Genomic DNA, 23,260 nt, shown 5'->3' with positions numbered 1-23,260 from the left:
TAAAAAATATGCTCACCAATCTCCCCGCAATTCTTCGGCAAGCAAATCTTATTAGCCTTGCGCAAGAGCAAACGGTTATAGAACATATTGAAGCTTCTGGTGATAGTGTGCTAGAGGCTCTTCTCACTTTAGGTTTATTTAATCATTACGATTTAACCGAACATTTAAGCTCTATTTTCGGTTTGCCCGACACTGACCTAACTGGTTATGACTACCATACATTGTGTCAACAATTGGGCTTACGAGAACTCATCACCCGCTACCAAGCACTGCCAATTTTAAGAAGAGGCCAAACCCTGACCATTGCAGTTTCCGACCCAACCCATTTGCAAGTAGAAGATGATTTTCGCTTCGCAACGGGTTTGAAAATTGAATTGGTGTTGGCTGACTATAAAACTTTACAAGCCGCAATTCGTCGCCTGTATGGGCGAGCAATGCAAGAATCATCAAGCACGGAAAGAGAGATCAACCAAGATCAACTGGCAAATTTAGTTCAACTCGCTGACGATGAAATTCAGTCGGTAGAAGATCTTAGCCAAGATAATTCCCCCGTTAGTCGTTTCATCAATCAAATTTTATTAGATGCGATACGTAAAGGCGCATCCGATATTCACTTTGAACCCTACGAAACACTCTACCGAGTGCGCTTACGTTGTGACGGTATGTTAGTCGAAACCCAACAGCCAGCCAGTCATTTAGGTCGCCGCCTTGCTGCGCGGATAAAAATCCTCTCTAAACTTGATATTGCCGAGCGACGCCTTCCACAAGATGGACGGATAAAATTGCGTTTAAACCAAGACACAGCCATTGATATGCGTGTTTCAACACTACCTACCTTATGGGGCGAAAAAATCGTATTGCGCTTACTCGATAGCAGTGCCTCTCACCTCGATATAGGCAAACTAGGTTACAACGATAAGCAAAAACAACTCTATTTACAGGCGCTAAAACGACCGCAAGGAATGATCTTAATGACAGGCCCTACTGGCAGCGGAAAAACCGTTTCACTTTATGCTGGGTTACGCCTGCTCAATACTACCGATGTCAATATCTCTACCGCGGAAGATCCTGTCGAGATCAACCTATCAGGCATTAACCAGGTTCAGGTACAGCCAAAGATTGGTTTTGGATTTGCACAAGCATTACGTTCATTTTTACGCCAAGACCCCGACATTGTAATGGTCGGTGAAATTCGAGATACAGAAACGGCTGAAATTGCGGTCAAAGCTGCGCAAACTGGCCACTTAGTCCTTTCAACCTTACACACTAACTCCGCCGCTGAAACCGTGATCCGCTTAAGTAGCATGGGAATTGAGGCGTTTAACCTAGCGTCCTCATTGAGTCTTATTGTTGCTCAGAGGCTAGCAAGACGACTTTGCCCACATTGCAAAAGAGCAACGAATGCAACGCCCAGCTTGCTGCGGAAATTTAATCTTTCTGATCAAGACGTTATTTATGAGGCCAACCCTCATGGTTGTAACGACTGTACCAATGGCTATGCAGGAAGAGTGGGCATCTACGAAATGATGGAATTCACCCCTCAATTAACACAGGCTATCATGCACCAGGCCAGCATATTACAAATAGAACAACTCGCTAAAGCCAACGGTATGCAAACCCTCCAAGAATCAGGCATCGAAAAACTGAAACTTGGAGTAACCAGCGTTAAAGAGTTGCAACGTGTTCTTTATTTCTAACTCAACGATAACTCACTGATTGAGCTCACATAATGAAAACATCAACAACAAAGCTTAAGCATTACCGTTGGAAAGGGATAAATAGCTCAGGTAAAAAAGTCTACGGGCAAATACTGGCTTTGGATGAGTTAGAAGTGCGCGGCAAACTACAAGATCAGCATATTGAACTTAGGAGAGTGAAAAAAGGCCGTCTTTCTCTCATCGCTCACCTCACTCATCGTGTTAAAGCTAAAGACATTACCCTGTTAACTCGCCAATTAGCAACCATGCTCAGCACCGGGGTTCCTATCGTTCAGGCATTAAAATTGGTTGGACACAATCATCGTAAGGCGGAGATGAAATCGATTCTAGCGCAAGTAACAAAAGGGGTTGAGGCCGGCACTCCTATTTCAAAATCAATGAGCACAGCAAGCACCTATTTTGACCAACTGTATGTTGATTTAGTTTATAGCGGTGAACAATCCGGCAACTTGGCCGAGGTCTTTGAGCGTTTAGCCACCTACAGAGAAAAAAGTGAGCAATTACATGCCAAAGTTATCAAAGCGCTCATTTACCCAACAATGGTCGTCTTTGTCGCTTTGGCCGTTGCTTATTTAATGCTCACGCTTGTGATCCCTGAATTTGAAGTCATGTTTAAAGGCTTCGGTGCAGAGCTGCCTTGGTTTACTCAGCAAGTTTTGCAGCTCTCACATTGGGTGCAACACAACAGCCTTTGGGGTTTCGCTAGCGTATTACTTATCATCAGTAGCGTTAAAGCTATGCGCAAAAAATCGTTTTCAATTCGTCTTAAAACCAGTCAATTAAGTTTGAGACTACCCATTCTTGGTACTGTTATCGGCAAAGCTTCCATCGCTAAATTCTGTCGAACATTGGCAACCAGTTTTAGCGCCGGAATTCCCATTCTGGCCAGTTTAAAATCGACCGCGAAAACCGCTGGTAATATCCATTTCGAGACAGCGATTCAAGGTGTTTATCGAGATACAGCGGCAGGTATGCCAATGTACATCGCTATGCGCAATACCAATGCCTTCCCTGAAATGGTGCTGCAAATGGTAATGATTGGCGAAGAGTCAGGTAAACTCGATGACATGCTCAACAAAGTGGCGACTATTTATGAATTTGAAGTCGATAACACCGTTGATAATCTTGGTAAAATCCTCGAACCACTGATAATTATTTTCCTCGGTACTGTCGTCGGTGGGCTAGTTGTGGCAATGTATTTACCAATCTTTAACTTAATGAGTGTATTGGGATAGTATAATCCCCGCGAATTATTTTATTACTCGAGTCCTTGCATGGAAGTTTTTGACTATTACCCTTGGCTATTCCCACTATTTGCCTGCTTATTTGGCTTGATTGTCGGTAGCTTTCTCAATGTCGTTATTTATCGTCTTCCTAAAATGATGGAGCGAGAATGGCAACAAGAATGTGCAGACTCATTTCCTGAATACCATATTGCACCGCCAGAAGGACAACTGACGCTTAGTATTCCTCGCTCAACGTGCCCACATTGCAACACTCCGATCCGCGTCATCGACAATATTCCATTGTTCAGTTGGCTATTTCTAAAAGGCAAATGCTCGCACTGTAAAGGCCCTATCAGTGTGCGTTACCCAGCCATTGAACTGCTAACGGCAAGTATAAGCTTACTGATTGCTACCCATTTTGGTTTTAGCTATTTTTCCGTAGCATTACTGTTTTTCACCTTCATATTAATTGCCGCCACGTTTATCGACCTAGATACCATGCTACTACCCGATCAGCTAACCCTACCGTTGCTTTGGGCTGGGTTGGCCTTATCCTTATTACAGGTTAGTCCAGTAAACCTTAACGATGCAGTGATTGGAGCAATGGCTGGCTACCTAAGCCTATGGTCGGTTTACTGGTTGTTTAAACTAGCCACTGGTAAAGAGGGAATGGGCTACGGTGACTTTAAGTTACTTGCTGCTTTGGGCGCTTGGCTTGGCTGGCAATATTTACCGATGATCATTTTAATGTCATCACTGGTTGGTTTAGTCTTCGGCATCATTCAGCTTCGTTTACAAAAGAAAGGCATCGACAAAGTTTTCCCTTTTGGCCCTTACCTTGCAATTGCAGGCTGGCTAACCCTCATTTGGGGTAGCGATATCATGGGGTGGTATATAAGCTCAGTAGTGGGGTTAAATTAATGACATTTGTAGTAGGTTTAACTGGTGGTATCGCGAGTGGTAAAACGACCGTCGCCAATGTATTCCACCAGCATTTTGGGATTGATATTGTTGATGCAGACGTCATAGCAAGACAAGTGGTTGAAGTTGGCTCTGAGGGTTTAAAAGCGATTGAAGAGCATTTTGGTCATGAGATTTTGCACGCTAATGGTCAGTTGGATCGCGCGACTCTAAGATCTAAAATCTTCGCAGATGAAACGCAAAAAGCCTGGCTCAACAATTTACTCCACCCAATGATCCGCGAAAAAATGCTTGAACAGCTATCAAGCACAACCTCACCTTACGCATTATTGGTGGTGCCTTTATTAATAGAAAACAACCTGCAATCGCTCGCAAACCGAATTTTAGTGGTTGATGTCGATACCGAAACGCAAATCTCCCGCACAATGGCGAGAGATAATGTCTCAGAACAACAAGTCCGATCCATCTTAGCTGCACAAGCGAGCCGTGAACAAAGACTCGCACAAGCTGACGATGTGGTTAAAAATAGTGCAGAAAACCAGAAACTTTTGCCGCAAATCACAGAATTGCATCAAAAGTATCTAGCCATCTGTGGGCAAAATCGGTGAGAATAACTAAGACCGAACGTAAGGCTAGCTAGATGACCACGCATAAGTTTGAACATCCACTCAACGAAAAAACTCGTATCTATTTAAGAGTCGAAGCACTGCTTAATCAGCTCATGCATTCGGCTCAATTTCGTGATGGTATTCAACACCAATTGTTCTTTCGTTCTTTGTTTGATCTTCTGGAAATATTTGAGCAGATCCAACTAAAGAGTGAACTCGCTAAAGATATCGAAAAACAGCGCCTAGTTTATCGAAGTTGGTTGAATGTCGATGGCGTTGATCAAGCCATGCTGTTAGCGCTATTAGAAGATGTTGATGATGTTCATCGAAATTTGATGGCTGCAGAACGTTTTGGCCAATCTTTAAAAGAAGATCGTTTCCTAAGCACCATCCGTCAGCGCTTCAACTTACCCGGTGGTTCATGCTGTTTTGACTTACCAGCTCTACACTACTGGCTACATATTCCATTGGAAAAGAAAACACAGGACGCGCACCAATGGATGGAGACATTGCGACCGTTATCTAAAGCGCTGCAACTTTGGCTCAGGCTGACGCGTGAAACAGGGCATTTTAAAACTCGCTTAGCAAGCTCTGGCTTTTACCAAAGTGATGCTGAAGACGCTAATATCTTACGCTTATCGATCCCTCTTGATTATGGTGTCTACCCGATGATATCCGGCCATAAAAATCGATTTGCGATTAAGTTTATTGACTTTCAATCTGGGCAAGCAAGTAGCCGTGATGTTGAGTTTGATCTCGCCGTTTGTTGCTAAACCATTTACTAACCAATTCTCTCTTTGCCCTTACTTTCGATGCCGTTAAATAATACACTTACTCTCATCAATTCGTTAAGCGCAGTATGTTATGACCAAGAAAATTACTATCGTTAAATGCCCACAATGTAAAACTGATGTGGAATGGGGGGAACAGAGCCCCTATCGACCTTTTTGCTCAAAACAGTGTCAAATGATCGACTTTGGCGAATGGGCTGATGAAGAGAAATCGATTGCAGGCGCCCCTGACATGTCAGACAGCGACGGTTGGTCAGAAGATCAATATTGACCACTTCATCTAAGTTTAACGTGTACTGAACTAATTAAACCGATAAAAAAACGGAGCCAAATGGCTCCGTTTTCTCTATGAGAACGCTAGTAATAGCATTACTTCTTAGTAAGTTTCTCTTTGATACGAGCTGACTTACCAGAACGCTCACGTAGGTAGTACAGTTTGGCACGACGTACTGCACCGCGGCGTTTAACTTCAATGCTATCAACCACTGGAGAGTGAGTTTGGAACGTACGCTCAACACCTTCACCGTTAGAGATTTTACGAACAGTGAATGCAGAGTGTAGACCACGGTTACGGATTGCGATTACAACGCCTTCGAAAGCCTGTAGACGCTCACGGTCACCTTCTTTTACCTTAACTTGAACCACAACAGTGTCACCTGGTGCGAATTTAGGTAGGTCTTGCTTCATTTGCTCTTCTTCAAGAGCCTTGATGATGTTACTCATTTTAAAAATTCCTAGAATAAACTGATACTAAATTAAATAGGTTACTGAGTCTGAGCTTCTTTAATGTACTCAACCAGTAATTGTTCCTGTTCGTCAGTCAGAGCTAGGTTTTCCAGGAGCTCTGGCCTTCTATGCCAAGTTCGGCCCAACGACTGCTTAAGTCGCCAGCGACGAATATCCTTATGATTACCGGATTTCAGTACCGCTGGTACTTCTATTCCATCTAATACTTCAGGACGCGTGTAGTGTGGACAATCTAACAGACCATTCGCAAAAGAGTCTTCTTCTGCGGACGCGAAATCTCCTAGTACCCCCGGAACAAACCGAGAAACGGAATCAATCAACGTCATGGCTGGCAGTTCACCACCTGTCATAACAAAATCCCCAATTGACCATTCTTCGTCAACTTCAGATTGGATGACACGCTCATCTATCCCTTCGTAACGGCCACAAATAAGAACTAAGTTCTGATTAGTTGCCAGTTCCTCTACTCCTTGTTGGTCGAGCTTTCGACCTTGAGGAGAAAGATAAATGACTTTCGTCTTTCCCGGTGCGGCTTGTTTTGCTGCATGAATGGCATCGCGCAAAGGCTGAACCATCATGAGCATTCCAGGACCACCACCGTAAGGTCTATCATCGACAGTGCGATGCTTGTCATGAGTGAAATCACGAGGATTCCAAGTCTCAATAGACAGTAAACCTTTTTTAACCGCTTGACCTGTTACTCCAAAATCAGTAACAGAACGGAACATTTCAGGAAATAGGCTAATTACGCCAACCCACATGTGTTCTCTCGCTCTGAAATTTTAGAGTTAGAATGCCGGATCCCAGTCAACTTCGATCCGTTGAGCTTCGCGATCAACTTTCTTGATCACTTGCTCTTCAAGGTACGGTATCAACCGTTCCTTTTGGCCAAAAGCATCTTTTAGATTCGCTTTCACAACCAAAACATCGTTGGAGCCAGTTTCTAATAGGTCAGTGACCTCACCAAGGTTATAGCCCTTAGTGGTAATAACTTGCATACCAAACAATTCACGCCAGTAGAACTCATCTTCTGACAATTCAGGTAATGATGCGGGATCAACAGCAATTTCAAAGTTGGTGAGTAGATGTGCGTTTTCGCGAACATCTAAACCTTCAAGCTTTACCACCATACTCTTGTTATGGCGCTTCCAGCTTTCTACTTTGTACTCGACCCACTGCCCTTTTTGGTTAATAAACCACGGGCTGTAATCAAAAATGCTTTCAGCTTCGTCTGTGTAGGAAAAAACTTTGAGCCAGCCACGAATGCCATAGGTAGCACCAAACTTGCCCATAACAATCTTTTCGTTTTCTTTGGTCATTGTTTCTTTACCTTTCATCGACATAAGCTAATTTTCTTCTATAAAAGTAAGAATTAAGCCGCTTTTTGAGCGTCTTTTACTAGCTTAGCTACGCGATCAGATACAGATGCGCCTTGGCTAACCCAGTGGTTAACGCGCTCTAGATCTACACGTAGACCTTCTTCTTGACCAGTAGCAGTAGGGTTAAAGAAACCTACTTTCTCGATGAAACGGCCAGTTGCAGCGTTACGGCTATCCGCAACTACGATTTGATAAAATGGACGCTTTTTAGCGCCGTGACGTGCCAAACGAATGGTTACCATGTCGTCCTCTTTGCTTTCTCAATAATAAAATTAACCCCAATAACTATTCACGAAAAACAGTCTGGGGTCTCGTGCCAAAATAAAGCCTCGGAATTTTACTCTTATTCCGAGGCTTTGCAAGGGGTTTAGCTATTTTTTCACCAGCAGAAGCGTTTGACTTTTGCAGTGATTCATATCACGCTTTAGAAATTTTAAGCGTAGCAGTTAGTTAGATTAGCGACCGAAGAAGCCGCCTCCGCCCATACCACCCATTCCGCCCATTCCGCCCATTCCGCCCATCATACCTTGCATGTTGCGCATCATACCTTTCATGCCACCCTTTTGCATTTTCTTCATCATTTTCTGCATTTGAGTGAACTGTTTTAGCAAGCGATTGACATCTTGTACCTGTGTACCAGAACCCGCTGCAATCCGTTTCTTGCGCGAACCTTTGATCATGTCTGGATGTTGGCGCTCTTTCATCGTCATTGAGTTAATGATTGCTTCCATCTGTTTGAAAGCTTTGTCATCGACGTTATCTTTTACATTAGCAGGAAGATTAGCCATGCCAGGAAGCTTATCGAGCATACCCATCATGCCGCCCATGTTTTGCATTTGACCAAGCTGTTCACGAAAGTCTTCTAAATCAAAACCTTTTTTCTCTTTGAATTTCTTCGCAAGCTTCTCTGCTTTTTCATGATCGACATTGCGTTGCAAATCTTCAATAAGAGAAAGGACATCCCCCATCCCCAAAATGCGTGATGCAATACGGTCAGGGTGGAAAGGTTCAAGTGCATCGGTTTTCTCACCGACACCCAAGAATTTAATCGGTTTGCCAGTGATATGACGAACAGAAAGCGCTGCACCACCACGGGCGTCACCATCGACTTTAGTAAGAATCACACCGGTTAATGGTAGAGCATCACCAAACGCTTTCGCGGTATTGGCAGCATCTTGACCTGTCATGGCGTCAACAACAAACAGTGTTTCTACTGGGGTAATAGCAGCATGAAGTTCTTTGATCTCCCCCATCATCTGTTCATCAATCGCCAAGCGACCAGCGGTATCGACGATCAGTACATCAAAAAACTGTTTCTTAGCATGATCAATAGCGGCATTAGCAATATCAATTGGCTTTTGATCAGCAGATGAAGGGAAGAAATCAACACCTAGTTCAGAGGCTAAGGTTTCTAACTGTTTAATCGCAGCAGGGCGATAAACGTCAGCAGATACAACCAGTACTTTCTTCTTATCACGCTCTTTTAATAATTTAGAGAGCTTAGCAACGCTGGTTGTTTTACCTGCACCTTGTAAACCCGCCATTAAAATAACAGCTGGTGGCTGAGCCGCTAGGTTGAGAGCTTCATTTGATTCTCCCATCACAGCTTCGAGTTCAGCTTGAACAATCTTTATGAATTCTTGGCCTGGTGTGAGTGACTTTGATACTTCAACACCAACCGCACCTTCTTTAACGCGCGCCACGAAATCGCGCACAACTGGTAGTGCAACGTCAGCTTCAAGCAACGCCATGCGTACTTCGCGCAACGTTTCTTTAATATTGTCTTCTGTTAGACGGCCTTTACCGCTGATGTTTTTCAGCGATTTGGATAGTCGATCTGTTAAATTCTCAAACATCTTTGTCTCTTCGCTAATTCGGCGATTAATGAATGTGAGTATACCTTAGCCAATCTAATAGTCATACCCATTGAAGTCTCGTGATGAGTGACTTGAATACCTAATATTCAATATTGGGGGGTGGAAATTGACTTTTCAATGAGCGCAAAACCATAGAAGCGAAAACCTGCACACTGCAATATCCATAAGGCTGTAATATAAAATGGGATAGCGATATAACAAATCAATCAAGATCCGTCATAGCCCATTATCGTGATGCAAGGTATAATTCATTAATTCAGAAACCATTTTGTGAGATGTATGGAAAACTTAATCGCAATAGTTGCCGCTGTTTTGTATTTTTTATCCATCGCGACCATTGTTCCTGGTTTGGTAAATCAAACCGGTATTAGAACAAAAACCGTGCTGCTTACTGCCGTATGTGCGCTTGCTTTTCATGCATGGTTATTAAGTGACTTAATACTAGATACCAGTGGGCAAAACTTAAGTATGCTCAATGTGGCATCATTGATTAGCTTTATCATCTCTTTAGTGATGAGCGCTGCTATGCTCAAAACTCGCTTATGGTTTTTACTGCCAGTTGTTTATAGCTTTGCTGCCATAAATTTAAGTGCGGCTGCATTTTTACCGAGTACTTTCATCACACATTTGGAACACAACCCAAAATTGTTGGTGCATATTTCACTGGCTCTATTTTCTTATTCAACGCTTTCTATCGGTGCACTATATGCAGTGCAACTCGCTTGGCTTGATTACAAACTGAAGAAAAAGAAAATGCTGACCATCAACCCTAACTTACCACCACTGTTAATGGTCGAACGGCAGCTGTTTAAAATCATCTTAATCGGTAATGTCTTACTAACCGGGACCTTAATTACCGGATTTGGCTTTGTGCAAGATATGTTCGCACAAGGTAAAGCTCACAAAGGTATTTTATCTTTCATCGCTTGGATTGTTTACTCAATCTTACTGTGGGGGCACTACCATAAAGGTTGGCGTGGTAGAAAAGTCACCTGGTTTGCAGTTGCAGGAGCAACCTTACTAACACTGGCTTATTTTGGCAGCCGTTTTGTTAGAGAGATAATCTTAAACTAATGAATTTATACTGATGGTATAAATTCTTAATTGACACCAAGACCCTATTCGGTCATTAATTAAACACACTCTAATAAGGAAACTATACGTTTTGGACGACATTTCAACGGGTATCTTGTTTGCACTACTCGCGGGTCTCATCGTAATTTCGGGTTATTTTTCAGGTTCAGAAACAGGCATGATGTCCTTGAACCGCTACCGCTTAAAGCACCTAGCCAATACAGGCCATAAAGGAGCAAAACGTGTAGAAAAGCTCCTTAATCGTCCAGATCGCCTCATCGGTTTAATCCTTATCGGTAACAACCTAGTCAACATTTTAGCATCAGCAATTGCGACTATTATTGGTATGCGTTTGTATGGCGACTTAGGTGTCGCCATTGCCACCGGTGCTTTAACATTAGTTGTACTGGTCTTTGCTGAAGTCACACCAAAAACTTTGGCTGCGCTGTATCCTGAACGCGTCTCTTATGCCAGCAGCGTCCTACTAACGATTTTGATGAAGGTACTCTCACCGTTAGTGATGTTTATAAATTTTATCACCAATGGCTTTATCCGTTTGCTAGGTGTCAAAGCAACACACGGTGGTGATGATCACCTCAGCTCAGAAGAATTACGCACGGTGGTAAATGAAGCGGGTGGGCTTATTCCTCGTCGCCACCAAGATATGCTGCTGTCTATCCTTGATTTAGAGCACGTCACCGTCAATGACATTATGGTACCTCGTAATGAAATTACTGGTATTAACATTAACGATGACTGGAAGTCGATTATTCGTCAACTTACTCACTCACCGCATGGACGTGTCGTATTGTACCGAGACAATATTGACCAAGTTGTTGGTATCCTACGCCTGCGCGATGCGTCTCGAATCATGATGGAAAAGAACGAATTTACGAAAGAAATGATTTTGCGTGCCGCCGATGAAGTCTATTTTATTCCAGAATCAACCCCACTTAATGTTCAGCTTCTGAAGTTCCAACGTAATAAAGAGCGCATTGGTTTGATTGTTGATGAATATGGCGATATTAATGGCCTAATCACTTTGGAAGATATTCTTGAAGAGATCGTTGGTGAATTTACCACCTCGATGGCACCAAGCCTTGCCGATGAAATTACACCACAAAGCGATGGCAGTTTCTTAATAGAAGGCAGTGCTAATATCCGTGATATCAACAAAGGCTTAAAGTGGAAACTGCCAACCGATGGTCCAAGAACGCTCAATGGCTTAATCTTGGAACACCTACAAGATATCCCTAGCAGCCACCTTAGCGTCCGAGTATCCGGTCATGCCATGGAGATATTGGATGTCGAAGAAAACCGCATTAAACAGGTCAAAGTATTCCCACGTAAAACCAAAAAATAATACCAATCACAGTAAATAAGTGATCAGAAATAGCGCAGGAAAAAGGCTTGAGAACAAGGCAGGATTTTTCGATAAGTAGTTATTCTACAATCAAAAATTCTAACGCAGTTATCGAGCATTTTAACCAGCTAGGATGAACAGTTATTTACTACGATTGGTATAACATCAACTATTGATAACAATCAGTGGTCAATAGAAAAAGGGCTTAGTCTGCGACTCAGCCCTTTTTTACATGCTCAAAAAAACCAAGCAAATTAATCGACTTTAAGTTCTTTTAGCATTGATTCGGGCAATGCTAACTCATCATTTTTATTCACTGAAATACCAGCAGCAATAATTGCATTAGCAATTTCTTTCGCTTCAATCAGTGAGTGCATTGATGCGGTACCACATTGATATTCGTTGAGCTCTGGTATTTTGTCTTGGCTTTCGACTTTAAGTACATCTTGCATCGCCGCCAACCACGCTTGCGCAACCTGTGCTTCTGTTGGCGTGCCTATCAAGCTCATGTAAAAACCGGTACGGCAGCCCATCGGTGAAATATCGATAATCTCAACATCACGACCATTCAAATGCGCACGCATGAAACCTGCGTATAGGTGCTCTAAAGTATGAATACCTTTCTCTGAAAGAATATCCTTATTCGGTGCCGTAAAACGAAGATCAAACACGGTGATCGTATCCCCTTTAGGGGTTTGCATGGTTTTCGCCACGCGTACAGCCGGTGCATTCATTCGTGTATGATCAACGGTAAAACTATCAAGTAGTGGCATTTCCTTCTCCTTGCTTATTAAAAAAACCAGCTTCTATTGTTTTCTAATTCCTGGCGGCATTGTTTCAACTGCCATCCGTAATCTTTTGCTTGCTGTTCAACTTTTCGCGCAACTTTTATCAGCGACGGCTTGGCTTGGTAACTCTTACGTTTATAGCCACCACGCCCTTCATGATAAGCCAAATACTGGTTGTATGGATCCCACTTAGAAATTCCTAGCGTCCGTTGAGTTTCAGCCGTGTACCAACCAATAAACATCAATGAATCATCAAAATTAGTACGAGAACCACCATTATTCGTCGCTTTTTGAAAATCCGACCATGCAGGATCTTGAGCCTGAGCATAACCGTAGGCACTGCTGACTCTTCCCCATGGAATAAAACCTAATAGATAATCTTTAGGTGGTCGAGCATTATGGCGAAAGCTACTCTCTTGCTTCACAATCGCCATCGCAACATTAATGGGGGTTCCCCATTTCTCTTGCATATCGAGCGCATCCTCATACCATTTCGGTTTTTCACGAAAGATATCGCACAAATTATGTTGCTGCTGAGGTGGAGCACTAGCACAACCAGCAAGCAAAGTGGCGATCCCGATGACGCAAACAAGCCCTTTTTTCATATTACTTTAGATATGAAAAGTAACTTTCAAGAAAGTCATCAAAGCTTTGAGTGTCACTTTGCTCAACGTTTTTCTGCGCTACACGCGACGCTTGAACTTCTTGTTCCATTATCGCTTCAGAATAAATACGATAGTCATGGTTTAAGTTGGCTTGACGATACTCATTGCCCAATGCCACACCAACCTTACCCAGACCACCAAACTGCTTTGTTTGCTCAAGAAGTTGCGCTGAAAATGTCAAAGACGGATCATCAATCCACGTTCTCAACTTAGCACATACATCTTGGTATGCCGTTCCATTCTGTGCCGAATCCATCAGCTCTGCGATCTTCACGAGATCATCAAACACGCGATGTGCCCATGCTTGTAATGTCAGTTTTTCACCACGGCAACCAATTTGTAATTCCAAGCCTGGTTTACGCCCTTCTAAAATGACTTTATTCCAATTATCTCGCCAGCAGGCAAGCTCACAATTATCCATAGGATCTGAATCTGATAATGCAGTCCATGTTAGGAAAAGATCTAAGAAACGAACTTGATCTTCTGTAATACCTATTGGGCTGAATGGATTTACATCTAACGAACGAACTTCAATATATTCAACACCACCTCGCGCTAACGCTTCCGATGGTTTCTCACCACTCTTCGCCACTCGCTTCGGACGAATAGGCGCATACAGTTCGTTTTCAATTTGCAATACATTGCTGTTTAATTGACGATATTCAGAACCGACTTTCACACCCAGTTTCGCAAACTCGCTAGAAGGTGTTCGAATCGCTTGGTTAAGACCTTCTAGATATTGCTCAAGGCTATTAAAACCAATTTTCAAACCACTTTGTGCACTGTTGGTATAGCCAAGGTCACTCAAACGTAGTGAGGTCGAATAAGGGAGATATAGGGTTTTACCTATATTTTCAAAGGGTAGTTTGGTTTCACGATCGCGAATGAATGATGAACACAGTGCCGGTGAAGCACCGAAGAAATACGGGATCAACCACCCAAAACGATAGTAATTGCGGATAACACCAAAATAAGCGTCTGATTTCGTCGCTTCACGTTCTGATTCAGCTTGTTGCCCGTACAATGCATCCCAAAATGACTCTGGAAAAGAGAAATTAAAGTGTACCCCTGAAATAATCTGCATCAAGCTACCGTAGCGACGCTTTAAGCCTTCACGGTACAAGGTTTTCATCTTACCTGAGTTAGATGAACCGTATTGTGCCAGTTGAATATCCTCTTCACTACCGACATAGCAAGGCATCGACAATGGCCATAGCTTTTCATCACCTAACTTAGTTTGAGTAAAGTGGTGAAGATCCGAAAGTTGGGCCAGTAATGTAGGAACATCATTTGAAACAGGGGTAATAAATTCAAGTAACGACTCTGCAAAATCTGTGGTAATCCAACGGTTAGTTAATGCAGAACCGAGAGATTCAGGATGAGGAGTCAGAGCGATGGATCCCTCCGGAGTGTAGCGCAACGTTTCACGTTCAACGCCTCGGCCAAACTGCTTAAACACTTCAGGGTTCTTGGTGACTTGTTCAAGTCGTGCGGCAAAATTAGTCAAAATAATGATTCGCTTATATGTGTAATGATCCGAATGGAAGTGGCTCTAACTCATGGAGAGATTAGAATGGAGGCAAATAAAAATCTGCCTCTTATTTATGTGTACTCTAACGGATGATTTCAAGCTCTTCCACGGGAATATCTAACTTTTCTAATTGAGGCTTTAGCATTTTCGCATCGCCAACCACAATTATTTGATAATCCGTAGGTGAGAACCATTTCGCTGCTAATTGATTGAGCGTTGATTTTTTAACGCTTTCGACCAACTCGTTGCGTTGTTGTAAATAGTCATCATCTAAACTGTAGGTCAGTATGCTGCTCAACAGTTGCGCTTTTTGGGCTGGTGTTTCATAAGTTAGTGCATCTTGTTGACCGACCGCAAGGCGCATAAATTTCATTTCTTGATCAGTTAATCCACTTTGACTGAATTTTTGCATCTCTTTTTGCATTTCAATAATCGACGCAATGGTTGCATTCGCTCTCACCTGAGCATTAAACACGATTAAACCCACCTCACGGTTACTGGCAAAATAGCCGCTAGCGCCATAGGTATAGCCTTTATCTTCACGCAGGTTCTGGTTAATTCTGCTATTGAAGTTACCCGCTAAATTAAAGTTAGCAAGTTGACTAAGAAATAACTCATCCGTTGCATCAAAAGGTAAACCTTTACGAACAAAACGAACCACGCTTTGCGGAGAATCGGGCTTATCCACTAAATAGATTTTTTGTGTTTCAAGTGGAGTGACGATCTGAGGTCGAAGTAATGGTGACGCCTCACCACGCCATTGTTTAAAAAAGATAAGTTCATTAGCCACTTCTTGCTTGGTGATATCACCCACAGCAACAATCTGCGCACCATGTGGTGTGTAATGCTTTGCGTAAAAACGTTTAACATCTGCCAATGTCAGGTTAGATAAAGACTGCTGCGTACCTTCACTTGAGCGCGCAAAAATCGATTGACCAAATAGCACTTGGCGAGTGGCTTGTGACGCCAACCAACTCGGTTTTTGATGTTGATAAACCAAACCTTCAAGCATCTGTTTCTTTAGACGTTCAAAATCACTCTCTTTAAAAGCCGGATGGAATAATACTTCTTCAACCACATCCAATGTCGCTGGTAGGTTTTTCTTCAAGCTCGAAATAACGATACTCGTTGAATATTCATTCGCATTAACACTGATGGTTGAACCGAGTTGATCTAACTGAGCTTGAATGGTTTCCACCGACCGCTTAGTTGACCCTTCTTCTAATAGTGCTGCGGTTAAATTAGCTAATCCCTCTTTGCCACGAGCAACATGTCGCTCACCTGCCGGTAAGTTGATAGCAATCAACACCGTTGGTGTTTCACTAGTCTGCGTTCCAAGTAACTCAGTGCCATTGTCAAAATAGAGCTCATACAACGGTGGCATTTGTGCTTTCACGCCTTGCGCCACTTGTGGCATGATTGAACGATCAAAGTCATCCTCAACCTGACGATAATCAAGTTGGTCATCACTGATTTTCAGATGCTCAGGCAAGGTTCTATTCGGTGTCCTAAAATTCACTTTTTGAACCGCTAAATCAATGCGATTTTTAGGCACAACACTCAAGGTTACTTTGGCTTTACTGGCTAGGAAATTCCGATAAGCCGCTTGTACAGATTGTGGTGATACCGCGTGGATCTGGGCAAGTTGATCTTCAATACGGTCGGGCTGCCCATAGAAAGTTTCATTGGAAGCTAATTGCGTCACTTTACCAGCGACACTTTGCAGTGCAAACACCGCATTGGCTTCCGCCATACCGGTTATTTGATCTAAACGGCTTTGCTCAACACCCTGTTGATTAAATTTGTCGAGGCTTTGCATCAACTCTTGATATAAAGGAGCAAGTTGAGCTTTATCACCCGATGGAGCCATCGCATAAACATAAAATGTACACGCCAATTCGGCGCACTCTTGGAATGCTCCGGCATCCACCGCTTTTTGGCTCTTCACTAGATCTTGGTAAAGAACACTATTGGTACCACTGCCCAATACTTTCGCCAATGCATCTAATGAAGGCTGACTGGAAGAGCCACGATACTCGGTCGGCCAACCAACAACAACCATCGGTTGCTGAATGCGATCTTCTAAAGTAATAAAACGATCTTGCGGCAAAGTTACAGGTTGTTTAGGCGCATTTTCTACATCTGGCCCCTTTGGAATTGAACCAAAGTATTTATTTATCCACGCTAATGTTTGGTCAACATCGATATCGCCACCGATGGTTAACACCGCGTTATTTGGCCCATACCAACGAAGGAAAAAAGCTTTAAGATCATTAACATCGACTCGATCAAGATCCTCGACATAACCTATGGTCTGCCATGAATATGGATGACCTTCAGGGTACATTGCCTCACCGATTTTTTCCCACATCAACCCATAAGGACGATTGTCATAATTCTGCGCTCGTTCATTTTTTACCGTATCGCGCTGAATTTCAAACTTACGCTGCGAAACTGCATCAAGCAAAAAACCCATTCGATCAGACTCTAACCACAACATTTTCTCAAGTTGATTGGCAGGCACAGTTTCATAGTAATTCGTTCGGTCACGGTTGGTTGAGCCGTTTAAGGTTCCTCCAGCTTCGGTAATAATTCGGAAATGTTCTTGGTCACCGACATGCTCTGATCCTTGGAACATCATGTGCTCAAAGAAGTGCGCAAAACCCGACTTACCAACTTCTTCACGGGCAGAACCCACGTGATAAGTCACATCGACATGCACTAAAGGATCGGAATGATCTGGTGAGAGCACCACTGTTAAGCCATTATCGAGACGATATTTTGAGTAAGGGATCATCACCTTTCCAGGTTGCGCATCGACTTGCTCAACCAAAGTAACCCCTTCAGGTATAGATGAAAAAAAAGATACGGGTGCAGTCGTGGAAGTACAGCCATAAACGGCGATAAGAGAAAAGGCACCCAGCCAAATTTTTCTCATAACATCTCCTTAGAAAAAACCATAATAAATTGCGGTCAGCAGGGTATAACGAAGTGCCTTACCAATCAAAATCATCATCAGTGTGGGGAAAAATCGCATTCGTAACCAACCGGCAGCAAGACAAATAGGGTCACCAATAATCGGTAACCAACTGAGTAATAAAGCCCAATAACCGTACTTATTCAGCCAAGCTAAAGCTTTATGACCATGTTTCTCGCTATCAGTTCGATTGGGTAGCCAAAATCCAAGCCAATAATTGGTTAAACCGCCTAAGGTATTTCCCAATGTCGCCACAGAAATAACCACAAAAGGAGAGAATTGATTGAGGCTTAGCGTTGCAATAAGGCCAGCCTCAGAACCACCGGGCAATAACGTGGCACTTAAAAAGCCACCAATAAACATGACCCAAAGCGCTGAGTCAGAAAACCATAGAGCAATCTGTTCAAACCATGAGTTAAAAAACTCTAGCATTGCATATCAAGTAGCACCTTGCCTCGTGTATGACCAGTCTCGATCTGTTGATGAGCCGCCACCGCCTCATCTAGTGGATAAATATGTTGAATTTCAGTTTTGAGTAGGCCAACACTAACCATATATAGCATAGTGTCTAGCTGCTCTGGATTAGGGTCAACGAGCATTCCAGTTGCTTCAAAACCCAATAATTTGGCTTTTTCACAAATCAACTCGGCGCTTAAAGTCGGCACCGTAACCACACGTGCTTCATCTTTTAAGCACTTCAGTGCATCCAAAGCGGCATCACCGCCGACTAAATCAATCAATACATCCACTTCTTCTAAACGCTGAGAAACTGGTGCAAAATTATAATTGATGGCATGGGCACCTAATGTCGCCAAATAATCGAGATTAGACTCGCTGCAAGTGGTATAAACTTCCGCTTTTGCAGCTAATGCAATTTGTACCGCGAGGTGACCAACCCCACCAGCACCGGCTAAGATAAGCACCCTATCGCCTTCTTTCACTTGAGCTTTATTTAAGGCTTGCGCCGCAGTCTGCCCTGCTAACGGCAACACCGCTGCGGCCTCTAAAGTAACAGCGTCAGGCACTAAACTCAGCTCTGTTTCCGCTACACAAATATATTGACTATAGCCACCACCACTGAGTGGAAAACCAACAAAGCCGGCTACATTATCCCCTACCTGAAAGCGTTGGCTTTGCTCACCTATTTGGATAACACAACCTGATACATCATACCCAGGAACCCAAGGCAAATTATCTTTATTTTGTGCGGCAGCCCAACCGAGGCCTGCCCGAGTTTTAACATCAATAGGATTGACACCTGAAAAGGCAACTTTAACCAGCACTTCCCCAGCTTTGGGTTGAGGCATGTCATTGTTCTGAATAGCGAGAACGTCAGGTTCACCGAACTCAGTAATTGCGATCTGTTTATTTTTCATTTCAAACTTCCCTATTGATAAAAAAAGGGATGCCTCAGCATCCCTTTGAATATATACCATTTTATTGTTTCTGGTTACTCTCTAGCTCGCAAAATAACCATCAATACTTTCGGTAATTAACCTACAAGAGCAAGCAGAACGCCCGCTGCAACTGCCGAACCAAGCACTCCAGCTACATTTGGTCCCATTGCATGCATTAGTAGGAAGTTTTGAGGATTCGCTTCAAGGCCAACTTTATTGACGACTCGAGCAGCCATTGGTACGGCCGATACCCCTGCTGCGCCAATTAATGGGTTAATGTCCTCTTTAGAGAATCGATTCAACATCTTAGCCATCAATACACCGCCAGCAGTACCAATACTGAATGCCGCCGCACCGAGTGCCAAAATACCTAATGTCTCTAGGTTAAGAAATTTATCCGCTTGCAATTTAGAACCCACACCAAGCCCTAGGAAGATCGTCACAATATTGATCAACTCGTTTTGCGCGGTTTTAGAAAGGCGATCAACCACGCCAGCTTCACGCATCAAGTTACCCAAACAGAACATCCCCACCAAAGGTGTCGCAGAAGGCAAAAAGAGAACTGTCATCATTAGTACAGCCATCGGAAAGAGAATTTTCTCTGCCTTTCCAACATGACGAAGCTGAGCCATCTTAATTTTACGCTCTTCTGGCGTCGTCAAAGCTTTCATTATTGGTGGCTGAATAATCGGCACTAACGCCATGTAGCTATATGCAGCAACCGCAATGGCACCTAATAGATCGGGGGACAATTGACTGGCCAAGAAGATAGCCGTTGGACCATCTGCCCCACCGATAATAGCAATGGAGGAGGCGTCTGCCATACTAAATTCCATCCCCGGAATATAGTTCAGCATGATCGCCCCAAGCAAGGTAGCAAAGATACCAAACTGAGCTGCTGCTCCCAACCATAAGGTTTTCGGGTTAGCAATTAACGCTCCGAAGTCTGTCATTGCGCCTACTCCCATAAATATGAGTAACGGGAAGACCCCGGTCTCAATACCTACGTGATAAACGTAATAAAGCAACCCACCCGGCTCGGTAAAACCCGCATTAGGAATATTCGCTAATATTGCACCAAAACCAATCGGCAACAGTAACAAAGGCTCAAATCCCTTACGGATAGCCAAAAACAACAGCAAGCAACCGACGGCAATCATGCACAACTGGCCTAACTGAAAGTTAGCAATGCCCGTTTCAGACCATAAGATCAGTAGTCCTTCCATGGTACTCCCTTACGCTAAGCTTAGTAGTGGTGCGCCAACAGTGACTGCATCGCCTTCTTTAACATGAAGATCCTGCACCACACCACCACGAGCAGCGCGAATTTCAGTTTCCATCTTCATCGCTTCAAGAATAACCAATACATCTCCTTCAAGCACTTCAGAGCCCGCCTGCACATTAACCTTGAAAATATTACCCGCTAATGGAGAAGGTACGGCTTCTGCATCACTAGAAGGTGCAGCGGCTGGTGCTGTTTGCGGCTGCTGGTTTTGAGAAGGCGTCACTGAAGTTAACTGGCCTTGAGGACCGACTTCAACATCGTAGACTTGTCCATCCACTTTCACGCTGTAGGATTCAATACCACCACAAGCAGTTACAGCCGCAACCGGTACTGGTTGAGCAGACTCTAATGTTGGCGCAGGTTCAAAAGCTTCTGGGTTATGACGATTTTTCAGGAACTTCAGGCCCACTTGAGGAAACAGGGCATAAGTCAGCACATCATCCACTGTATCTTCAGCTAAAGAGATACCTTCCACTTTCGCTTTTTCTAGAAGTTCTGTGGTTAATACATCCATTTCAGCATCAAGTAAGTCAGCAGGACGACAAGTGATAGGTGCAAGGTTACCAAGCACTTTTTCTTGCAGCGTTTTATTTACTTCTGCTGGCGTTGCGCCGTATTCACCCTTTAGCACACCTGCCGTTTCTTTAGTGATGCTTTTATAACGCTCGCCAGTGAGCACGTTGATAACCGCTTGAGTACCGACAATTTGAGAAGTCGGTGTAACCAATGGGATAAATCCTAAATCTTTACGTACGCGTGGAATTTCTTCCAACACCTCATCAAGGCGATCAGCAGCTCCTTGCTCTTTAAGTTGACCTTCCATGTTGGTTAGCATACCACCAGGAACCTGAGCGATAAGGATACGTGAGTCGACACCCTTTAATTGACCTTCCCACTTTGCGTATTTTTTACGTACTTCGCGGAAATAAGTTGCGATCGGTTCAAGTTGAGTCAAGCTAAGACCGGTATCACGCTCAGTACCCTCTAGCATCGCTATCACGGTTTCCGTTGGGGTATGACCATAGGTTTGGCTCATTGAAGAGATAGCGGTGTCGAGAATATCAATGCCCGCTTCAACAGCTTTGACAGCCGTAGCCGCAGACAGGCCAGTTGTCGCGTGGCTGTGCAACGCTAATGGCACATGACAAGAGGCTTTAATTCGAGTAATGAGCTCTTCTGCTTCATAAGGCTTAAGCAAACCAGACATATCTTTGATACACAAAGAATGGCAACCAAGGTCTTCCAAACGCTTAGCGAGATCAACCCAAGTATCAGCATTGTGAACAGGGCTTGTCGTGTAGGATAAGGTTCCTTGCGCATGAGCACCAACATCGATGGTTGCCTTGACCGCTTTCTCGAAGTTACGAACATCATTCATCGCATCAAAAATACGAAATACGTCCATACCATTGGCATGAGCACGTTCAACAAATTTCTCGACAACATCATCTGCATAGTGGCGGTAACCTAGCAGGTTTTGTCCGCGCAATAGCATTTGCATGGGTGTATTTGGCATCGCTTTTTTCAGTGCTCGCAAACGCTCCCATGGGTCTTCCCCAAGATAACGAATACAAGCATCAAATGTTGCGCCCCCCCAAGTCTCTAAAGACCAGTAACCAATTTTATCCAGCTCTGCTGCAATAGGCAGCATATCTTCGATACGCATACGAGTGGCAAATAGTGACTGATGCGCATCACGAAGGACCACATCGGTAATCGCTAGTGGTTTAGACATGCTCATTAACTCCTTTTAATACTTTAAAAACTATTTGGCTGAAGCTGAACGATACTGATGTACCGCAGCGGAAATCGCCGCTACTACCTGAGGGCTAACAGCTGAAGGGTTTGATTGAACCTTTCGGTTCTGAGTAGGTGCTGAGATCGGCTGTGGTACTTCTTCTGGTACCAGTTTGGACATTAACCGAACGAGATAAACAAGAATTGTTAGGAAAATAAAGACAACAGCCATCCCCGTCACCATAAGGGTTGCTGCGTCAACTAACAGGCTTCCAATATTAGTCATGTTGCTTCCTTTCTGTGTCATCCTGACAACAATTGTCGAGGATTTCAGCAAATACGATCCTGACAAGCGGACTAGGATTATCTCGATTGGTTAATAATTGTCAATTTTGTTTAAGGAACTCTTGTAGATAACACACAAAAACGGTGAATAAAGCGTCACACAAACAACAAAACTCTAAATTATTCGCATTTTGGCAAGTATTTAACTAACCAATATGGCTACGTTAATCAAAAAAGAGGGCTAATACTGAGAGGAAGTTAAAACATTGCCAATTAATCAGGAAAAACAATCGGTTGTAAAAACAAAATTAACAAAATAATAACAATTTTTAAACAAAAAAGCCCCGCATGATGCGAGGCTTTCAATTGATGGCGCGTCCTGGAGGATTCGAACCTCCGACCGCCTGGTTCGTAGCCAGGTACTCTATCCAGCTGAGCTAAGGACGCGCAAGATTTCAACACTGAATAATTATAAACAACCTTCAATGTTAGGATCATTGACCCTTAATAAGTGGCGCGTCCTGGAGGATTCGAACCTCCGACCGCCTGGTTCGTAGCCAGGTACTCTATCCAGCTGAGCTAAGGACGCACAAGGTTTCAACACTGAATAATTATAAATAATCTTCAATGTTAGGATCATTGACCCTTAATAAGTGGCGCGTCCTGGAGGATTCGAACCTCCGACCGCCTGGTTCGTAGCCAGGTACTCTATCCAGCTGAGCTAAGGACGCACAAGGTTTCAACACTGAATAATTATAAATAATCTTCAATGTTAGGATCATTGACCCTTAATAAGTGGCGCGTCCTGGAGGATTCGAACCTCCGACCGCCTGGTTCGTAGCCAGGTACTCTATCCAGCTGAGCTAAGGACGCGCAAGGTTTCAACACTGA

Annotated in this window: 22 protein-coding genes and 4 tRNA genes; 8 read left to right on the top strand and 18 right to left on the bottom strand. The window is 43.5% G+C overall.

The window, feature by feature from the left end; translation table 11 throughout:
• Positions 1–8 precede the first annotated feature (8 nt).
• The 6 genes from pilB (at position 9) to yacG (ending at position 5,535) form a co-directional block, all read left to right on the top strand.
• The gene (pilB, locus tag AACW06_RS01220) at positions 9–1,697 is read left to right on the top strand and encodes a type IV-A pilus assembly ATPase PilB (RefSeq protein WP_192073659.1); all 1,689 of its coding nucleotides are present in this window, start codon (positions 9–11) and stop codon (positions 1,695–1,697) included.
• A gap of 32 nt (positions 1,698–1,729) precedes the next feature.
• Entirely contained in the window at positions 1,730–2,953 is a 1,224-nt protein-coding gene (locus AACW06_RS01215; protein WP_192073658.1) for a type II secretion system F family protein, read from the top strand.
• Positions 2,954–2,992: 39 nt separating this feature from the next.
• Positions 2,993–3,865 carry a prepilin peptidase gene (locus AACW06_RS01210; RefSeq protein ID WP_192073657.1) on the top strand — a complete coding sequence of 291 codons (873 nt, stop codon included), beginning with the start codon at positions 2,993–2,995 and terminating at the stop codon, positions 3,863–3,865.
• Positions 3,865–4,473 (top strand): dephospho-CoA kinase, encoded by a 609-nt coding sequence (gene coaE, locus AACW06_RS01205; protein ID WP_192073656.1) that lies wholly within the window; start codon positions 3,865–3,867, stop codon positions 4,471–4,473. Before AACW06_RS01210 ends, coaE begins: the two co-directional genes overlap by 1 nt.
• A 32-nt stretch (positions 4,474–4,505) precedes the next feature.
• Entirely contained in the window at positions 4,506–5,246 is a 741-nt protein-coding gene (gene zapD / locus AACW06_RS01200) for a cell division protein ZapD (protein ID WP_192073655.1), read from the top strand.
• 91 nt (positions 5,247–5,337) lie between these two features.
• Positions 5,338–5,535, top strand: coding sequence for a DNA gyrase inhibitor YacG (yacG, locus tag AACW06_RS01195; protein WP_053311339.1), 198 nt, complete (start codon positions 5,338–5,340; stop codon positions 5,533–5,535).
• 98 nt (positions 5,536–5,633) lie between these two features.
• On the opposite strand, the gene rplS is transcribed toward yacG, so the two are convergent.
• The 5 genes from rplS to ffh form a co-directional block, all read right to left on the bottom strand.
• Positions 5,634–5,987, bottom strand: a complete 354-nt coding sequence (gene rplS / locus AACW06_RS01190; RefSeq protein ID WP_053311340.1) for a 50S ribosomal protein L19 — start codon at positions 5,985–5,987, stop codon at positions 5,634–5,636.
• 41 nt (positions 5,988–6,028) lie between these two features.
• Positions 6,029–6,772, bottom strand: coding sequence for a tRNA (guanosine(37)-N1)-methyltransferase TrmD (gene trmD / locus AACW06_RS01185; RefSeq protein WP_053311341.1), 744 nt, complete (start codon positions 6,770–6,772; stop codon positions 6,029–6,031).
• 27 nt (positions 6,773–6,799) lie between these two features.
• Positions 6,800–7,354 (bottom strand): ribosome maturation factor RimM, encoded by a 555-nt coding sequence (gene rimM, locus AACW06_RS01180; RefSeq protein WP_192073654.1) that lies wholly within the window; start codon positions 7,352–7,354, stop codon positions 6,800–6,802.
• A gap of 29 nt (positions 7,355–7,383) precedes the next feature.
• Positions 7,384–7,632: a 30S ribosomal protein S16 gene (gene rpsP / locus AACW06_RS01175; RefSeq protein ID WP_053311343.1), complete on the bottom strand. Its 249-nt coding sequence runs from the start codon at positions 7,630–7,632 to the stop codon at positions 7,384–7,386.
• A 213-nt stretch (positions 7,633–7,845) separates the two neighbouring features.
• Positions 7,846–9,246, bottom strand: coding sequence for a signal recognition particle protein (gene ffh / locus AACW06_RS01170; protein ID WP_192073653.1), 1,401 nt, complete (start codon positions 9,244–9,246; stop codon positions 7,846–7,848).
• A gap of 300 nt (positions 9,247–9,546) precedes the next feature.
• Between ffh and AACW06_RS01165 the strand changes: the two genes are divergently transcribed.
• Together AACW06_RS01165 and AACW06_RS01160 are read left to right on the top strand one after the other, a co-directional pair.
• Positions 9,547–10,341, top strand: coding sequence for a cytochrome C assembly family protein (locus AACW06_RS01165; RefSeq protein WP_192073652.1), 795 nt, complete (start codon positions 9,547–9,549; stop codon positions 10,339–10,341).
• A 91-nt stretch (positions 10,342–10,432) separates the two neighbouring features.
• Positions 10,433–11,704: an HlyC/CorC family transporter gene (locus AACW06_RS01160; RefSeq protein WP_171979598.1), complete on the top strand. Its 1,272-nt coding sequence runs from the start codon at positions 10,433–10,435 to the stop codon at positions 11,702–11,704.
• A 254-nt stretch (positions 11,705–11,958) separates the two neighbouring features.
• Here AACW06_RS01160 and luxS read toward each other — a convergent pair whose 3' ends face one another.
• From luxS to AACW06_RS01095, 13 genes are all read right to left on the bottom strand, one after another.
• Positions 11,959–12,477 carry an S-ribosylhomocysteine lyase gene (gene luxS / locus AACW06_RS01155; RefSeq protein ID WP_053311347.1) on the bottom strand — a complete coding sequence of 173 codons (519 nt, stop codon included), beginning with the start codon at positions 12,475–12,477 and terminating at the stop codon, positions 11,959–11,961.
• A gap of 17 nt (positions 12,478–12,494) precedes the next feature.
• Positions 12,495–13,097, bottom strand: coding sequence for a transglycosylase SLT domain-containing protein (locus tag AACW06_RS01150; RefSeq protein ID WP_192073651.1), 603 nt, complete (start codon positions 13,095–13,097; stop codon positions 12,495–12,497).
• 1 nt (position 13,098) lies between these two features.
• A complete protein-coding gene (gene gshA / locus AACW06_RS01145; RefSeq protein WP_192073650.1) occupies positions 13,099–14,664 on the bottom strand; it encodes a glutamate--cysteine ligase in 1,566 nt (521 codons plus the stop codon).
• Positions 14,665–14,770: 106 nt separating this feature from the next.
• Positions 14,771–17,626: a M16 family metallopeptidase gene (locus AACW06_RS01140; protein ID WP_192073649.1), complete on the bottom strand. Its 2,856-nt coding sequence runs from the start codon at positions 17,624–17,626 to the stop codon at positions 14,771–14,773.
• Between the two features lie 9 nt (positions 17,627–17,635).
• A complete protein-coding gene (locus AACW06_RS01135; RefSeq protein ID WP_192073648.1) occupies positions 17,636–18,097 on the bottom strand; it encodes a YqaA family protein in 462 nt (153 codons plus the stop codon).
• Positions 18,091–19,041 carry an NADP-dependent oxidoreductase gene (locus AACW06_RS01130; RefSeq protein WP_192073647.1) on the bottom strand — a complete coding sequence of 317 codons (951 nt, stop codon included), beginning with the start codon at positions 19,039–19,041 and terminating at the stop codon, positions 18,091–18,093. Before AACW06_RS01130 ends, AACW06_RS01135 begins: the two co-directional genes overlap by 7 nt.
• A 116-nt stretch (positions 19,042–19,157) precedes the next feature.
• Entirely contained in the window at positions 19,158–20,288 is a 1,131-nt protein-coding gene (locus AACW06_RS01125) for a sodium ion-translocating decarboxylase subunit beta (protein ID WP_192073646.1), read from the bottom strand.
• A 9-nt stretch (positions 20,289–20,297) separates the two neighbouring features.
• Positions 20,298–22,082: a sodium-extruding oxaloacetate decarboxylase subunit alpha gene (gene oadA, locus AACW06_RS01120; RefSeq protein ID WP_192073645.1), complete on the bottom strand. Its 1,785-nt coding sequence runs from the start codon at positions 22,080–22,082 to the stop codon at positions 20,298–20,300.
• Between the two features lie 30 nt (positions 22,083–22,112).
• Positions 22,113–22,370 carry an oxaloacetate decarboxylase subunit gamma gene (locus AACW06_RS01115; protein WP_192073644.1) on the bottom strand — a complete coding sequence of 86 codons (258 nt, stop codon included), beginning with the start codon at positions 22,368–22,370 and terminating at the stop codon, positions 22,113–22,115.
• Positions 22,371–22,739: 369 nt separating this feature from the next.
• A tRNA-Arg gene (locus AACW06_RS01110) sits at positions 22,740–22,816 on the bottom strand.
• Positions 22,817–22,881: 65 nt separating this feature from the next.
• Positions 22,882–22,958, bottom strand: a tRNA-Arg gene (locus tag AACW06_RS01105).
• Between the two features lie 65 nt (positions 22,959–23,023).
• Positions 23,024–23,100 (bottom strand) — tRNA-Arg (locus tag AACW06_RS01100).
• Between the two features lie 65 nt (positions 23,101–23,165).
• Positions 23,166–23,242: transfer RNA gene (locus AACW06_RS01095), tRNA-Arg, on the bottom strand.
• Between the last annotated feature and the right edge of the window lie 18 nt (positions 23,243–23,260).

The sequence above is a fragment of the Vibrio sp. S12_S33 genome, from assembly GCF_963889785.1.
Classification (GTDB): Bacteria; Pseudomonadota; Gammaproteobacteria; order Enterobacterales; family Vibrionaceae; genus Vibrio; species Vibrio aestuarianus.
This window is presented reverse-complemented; position numbering and strand designations above follow the sequence as displayed.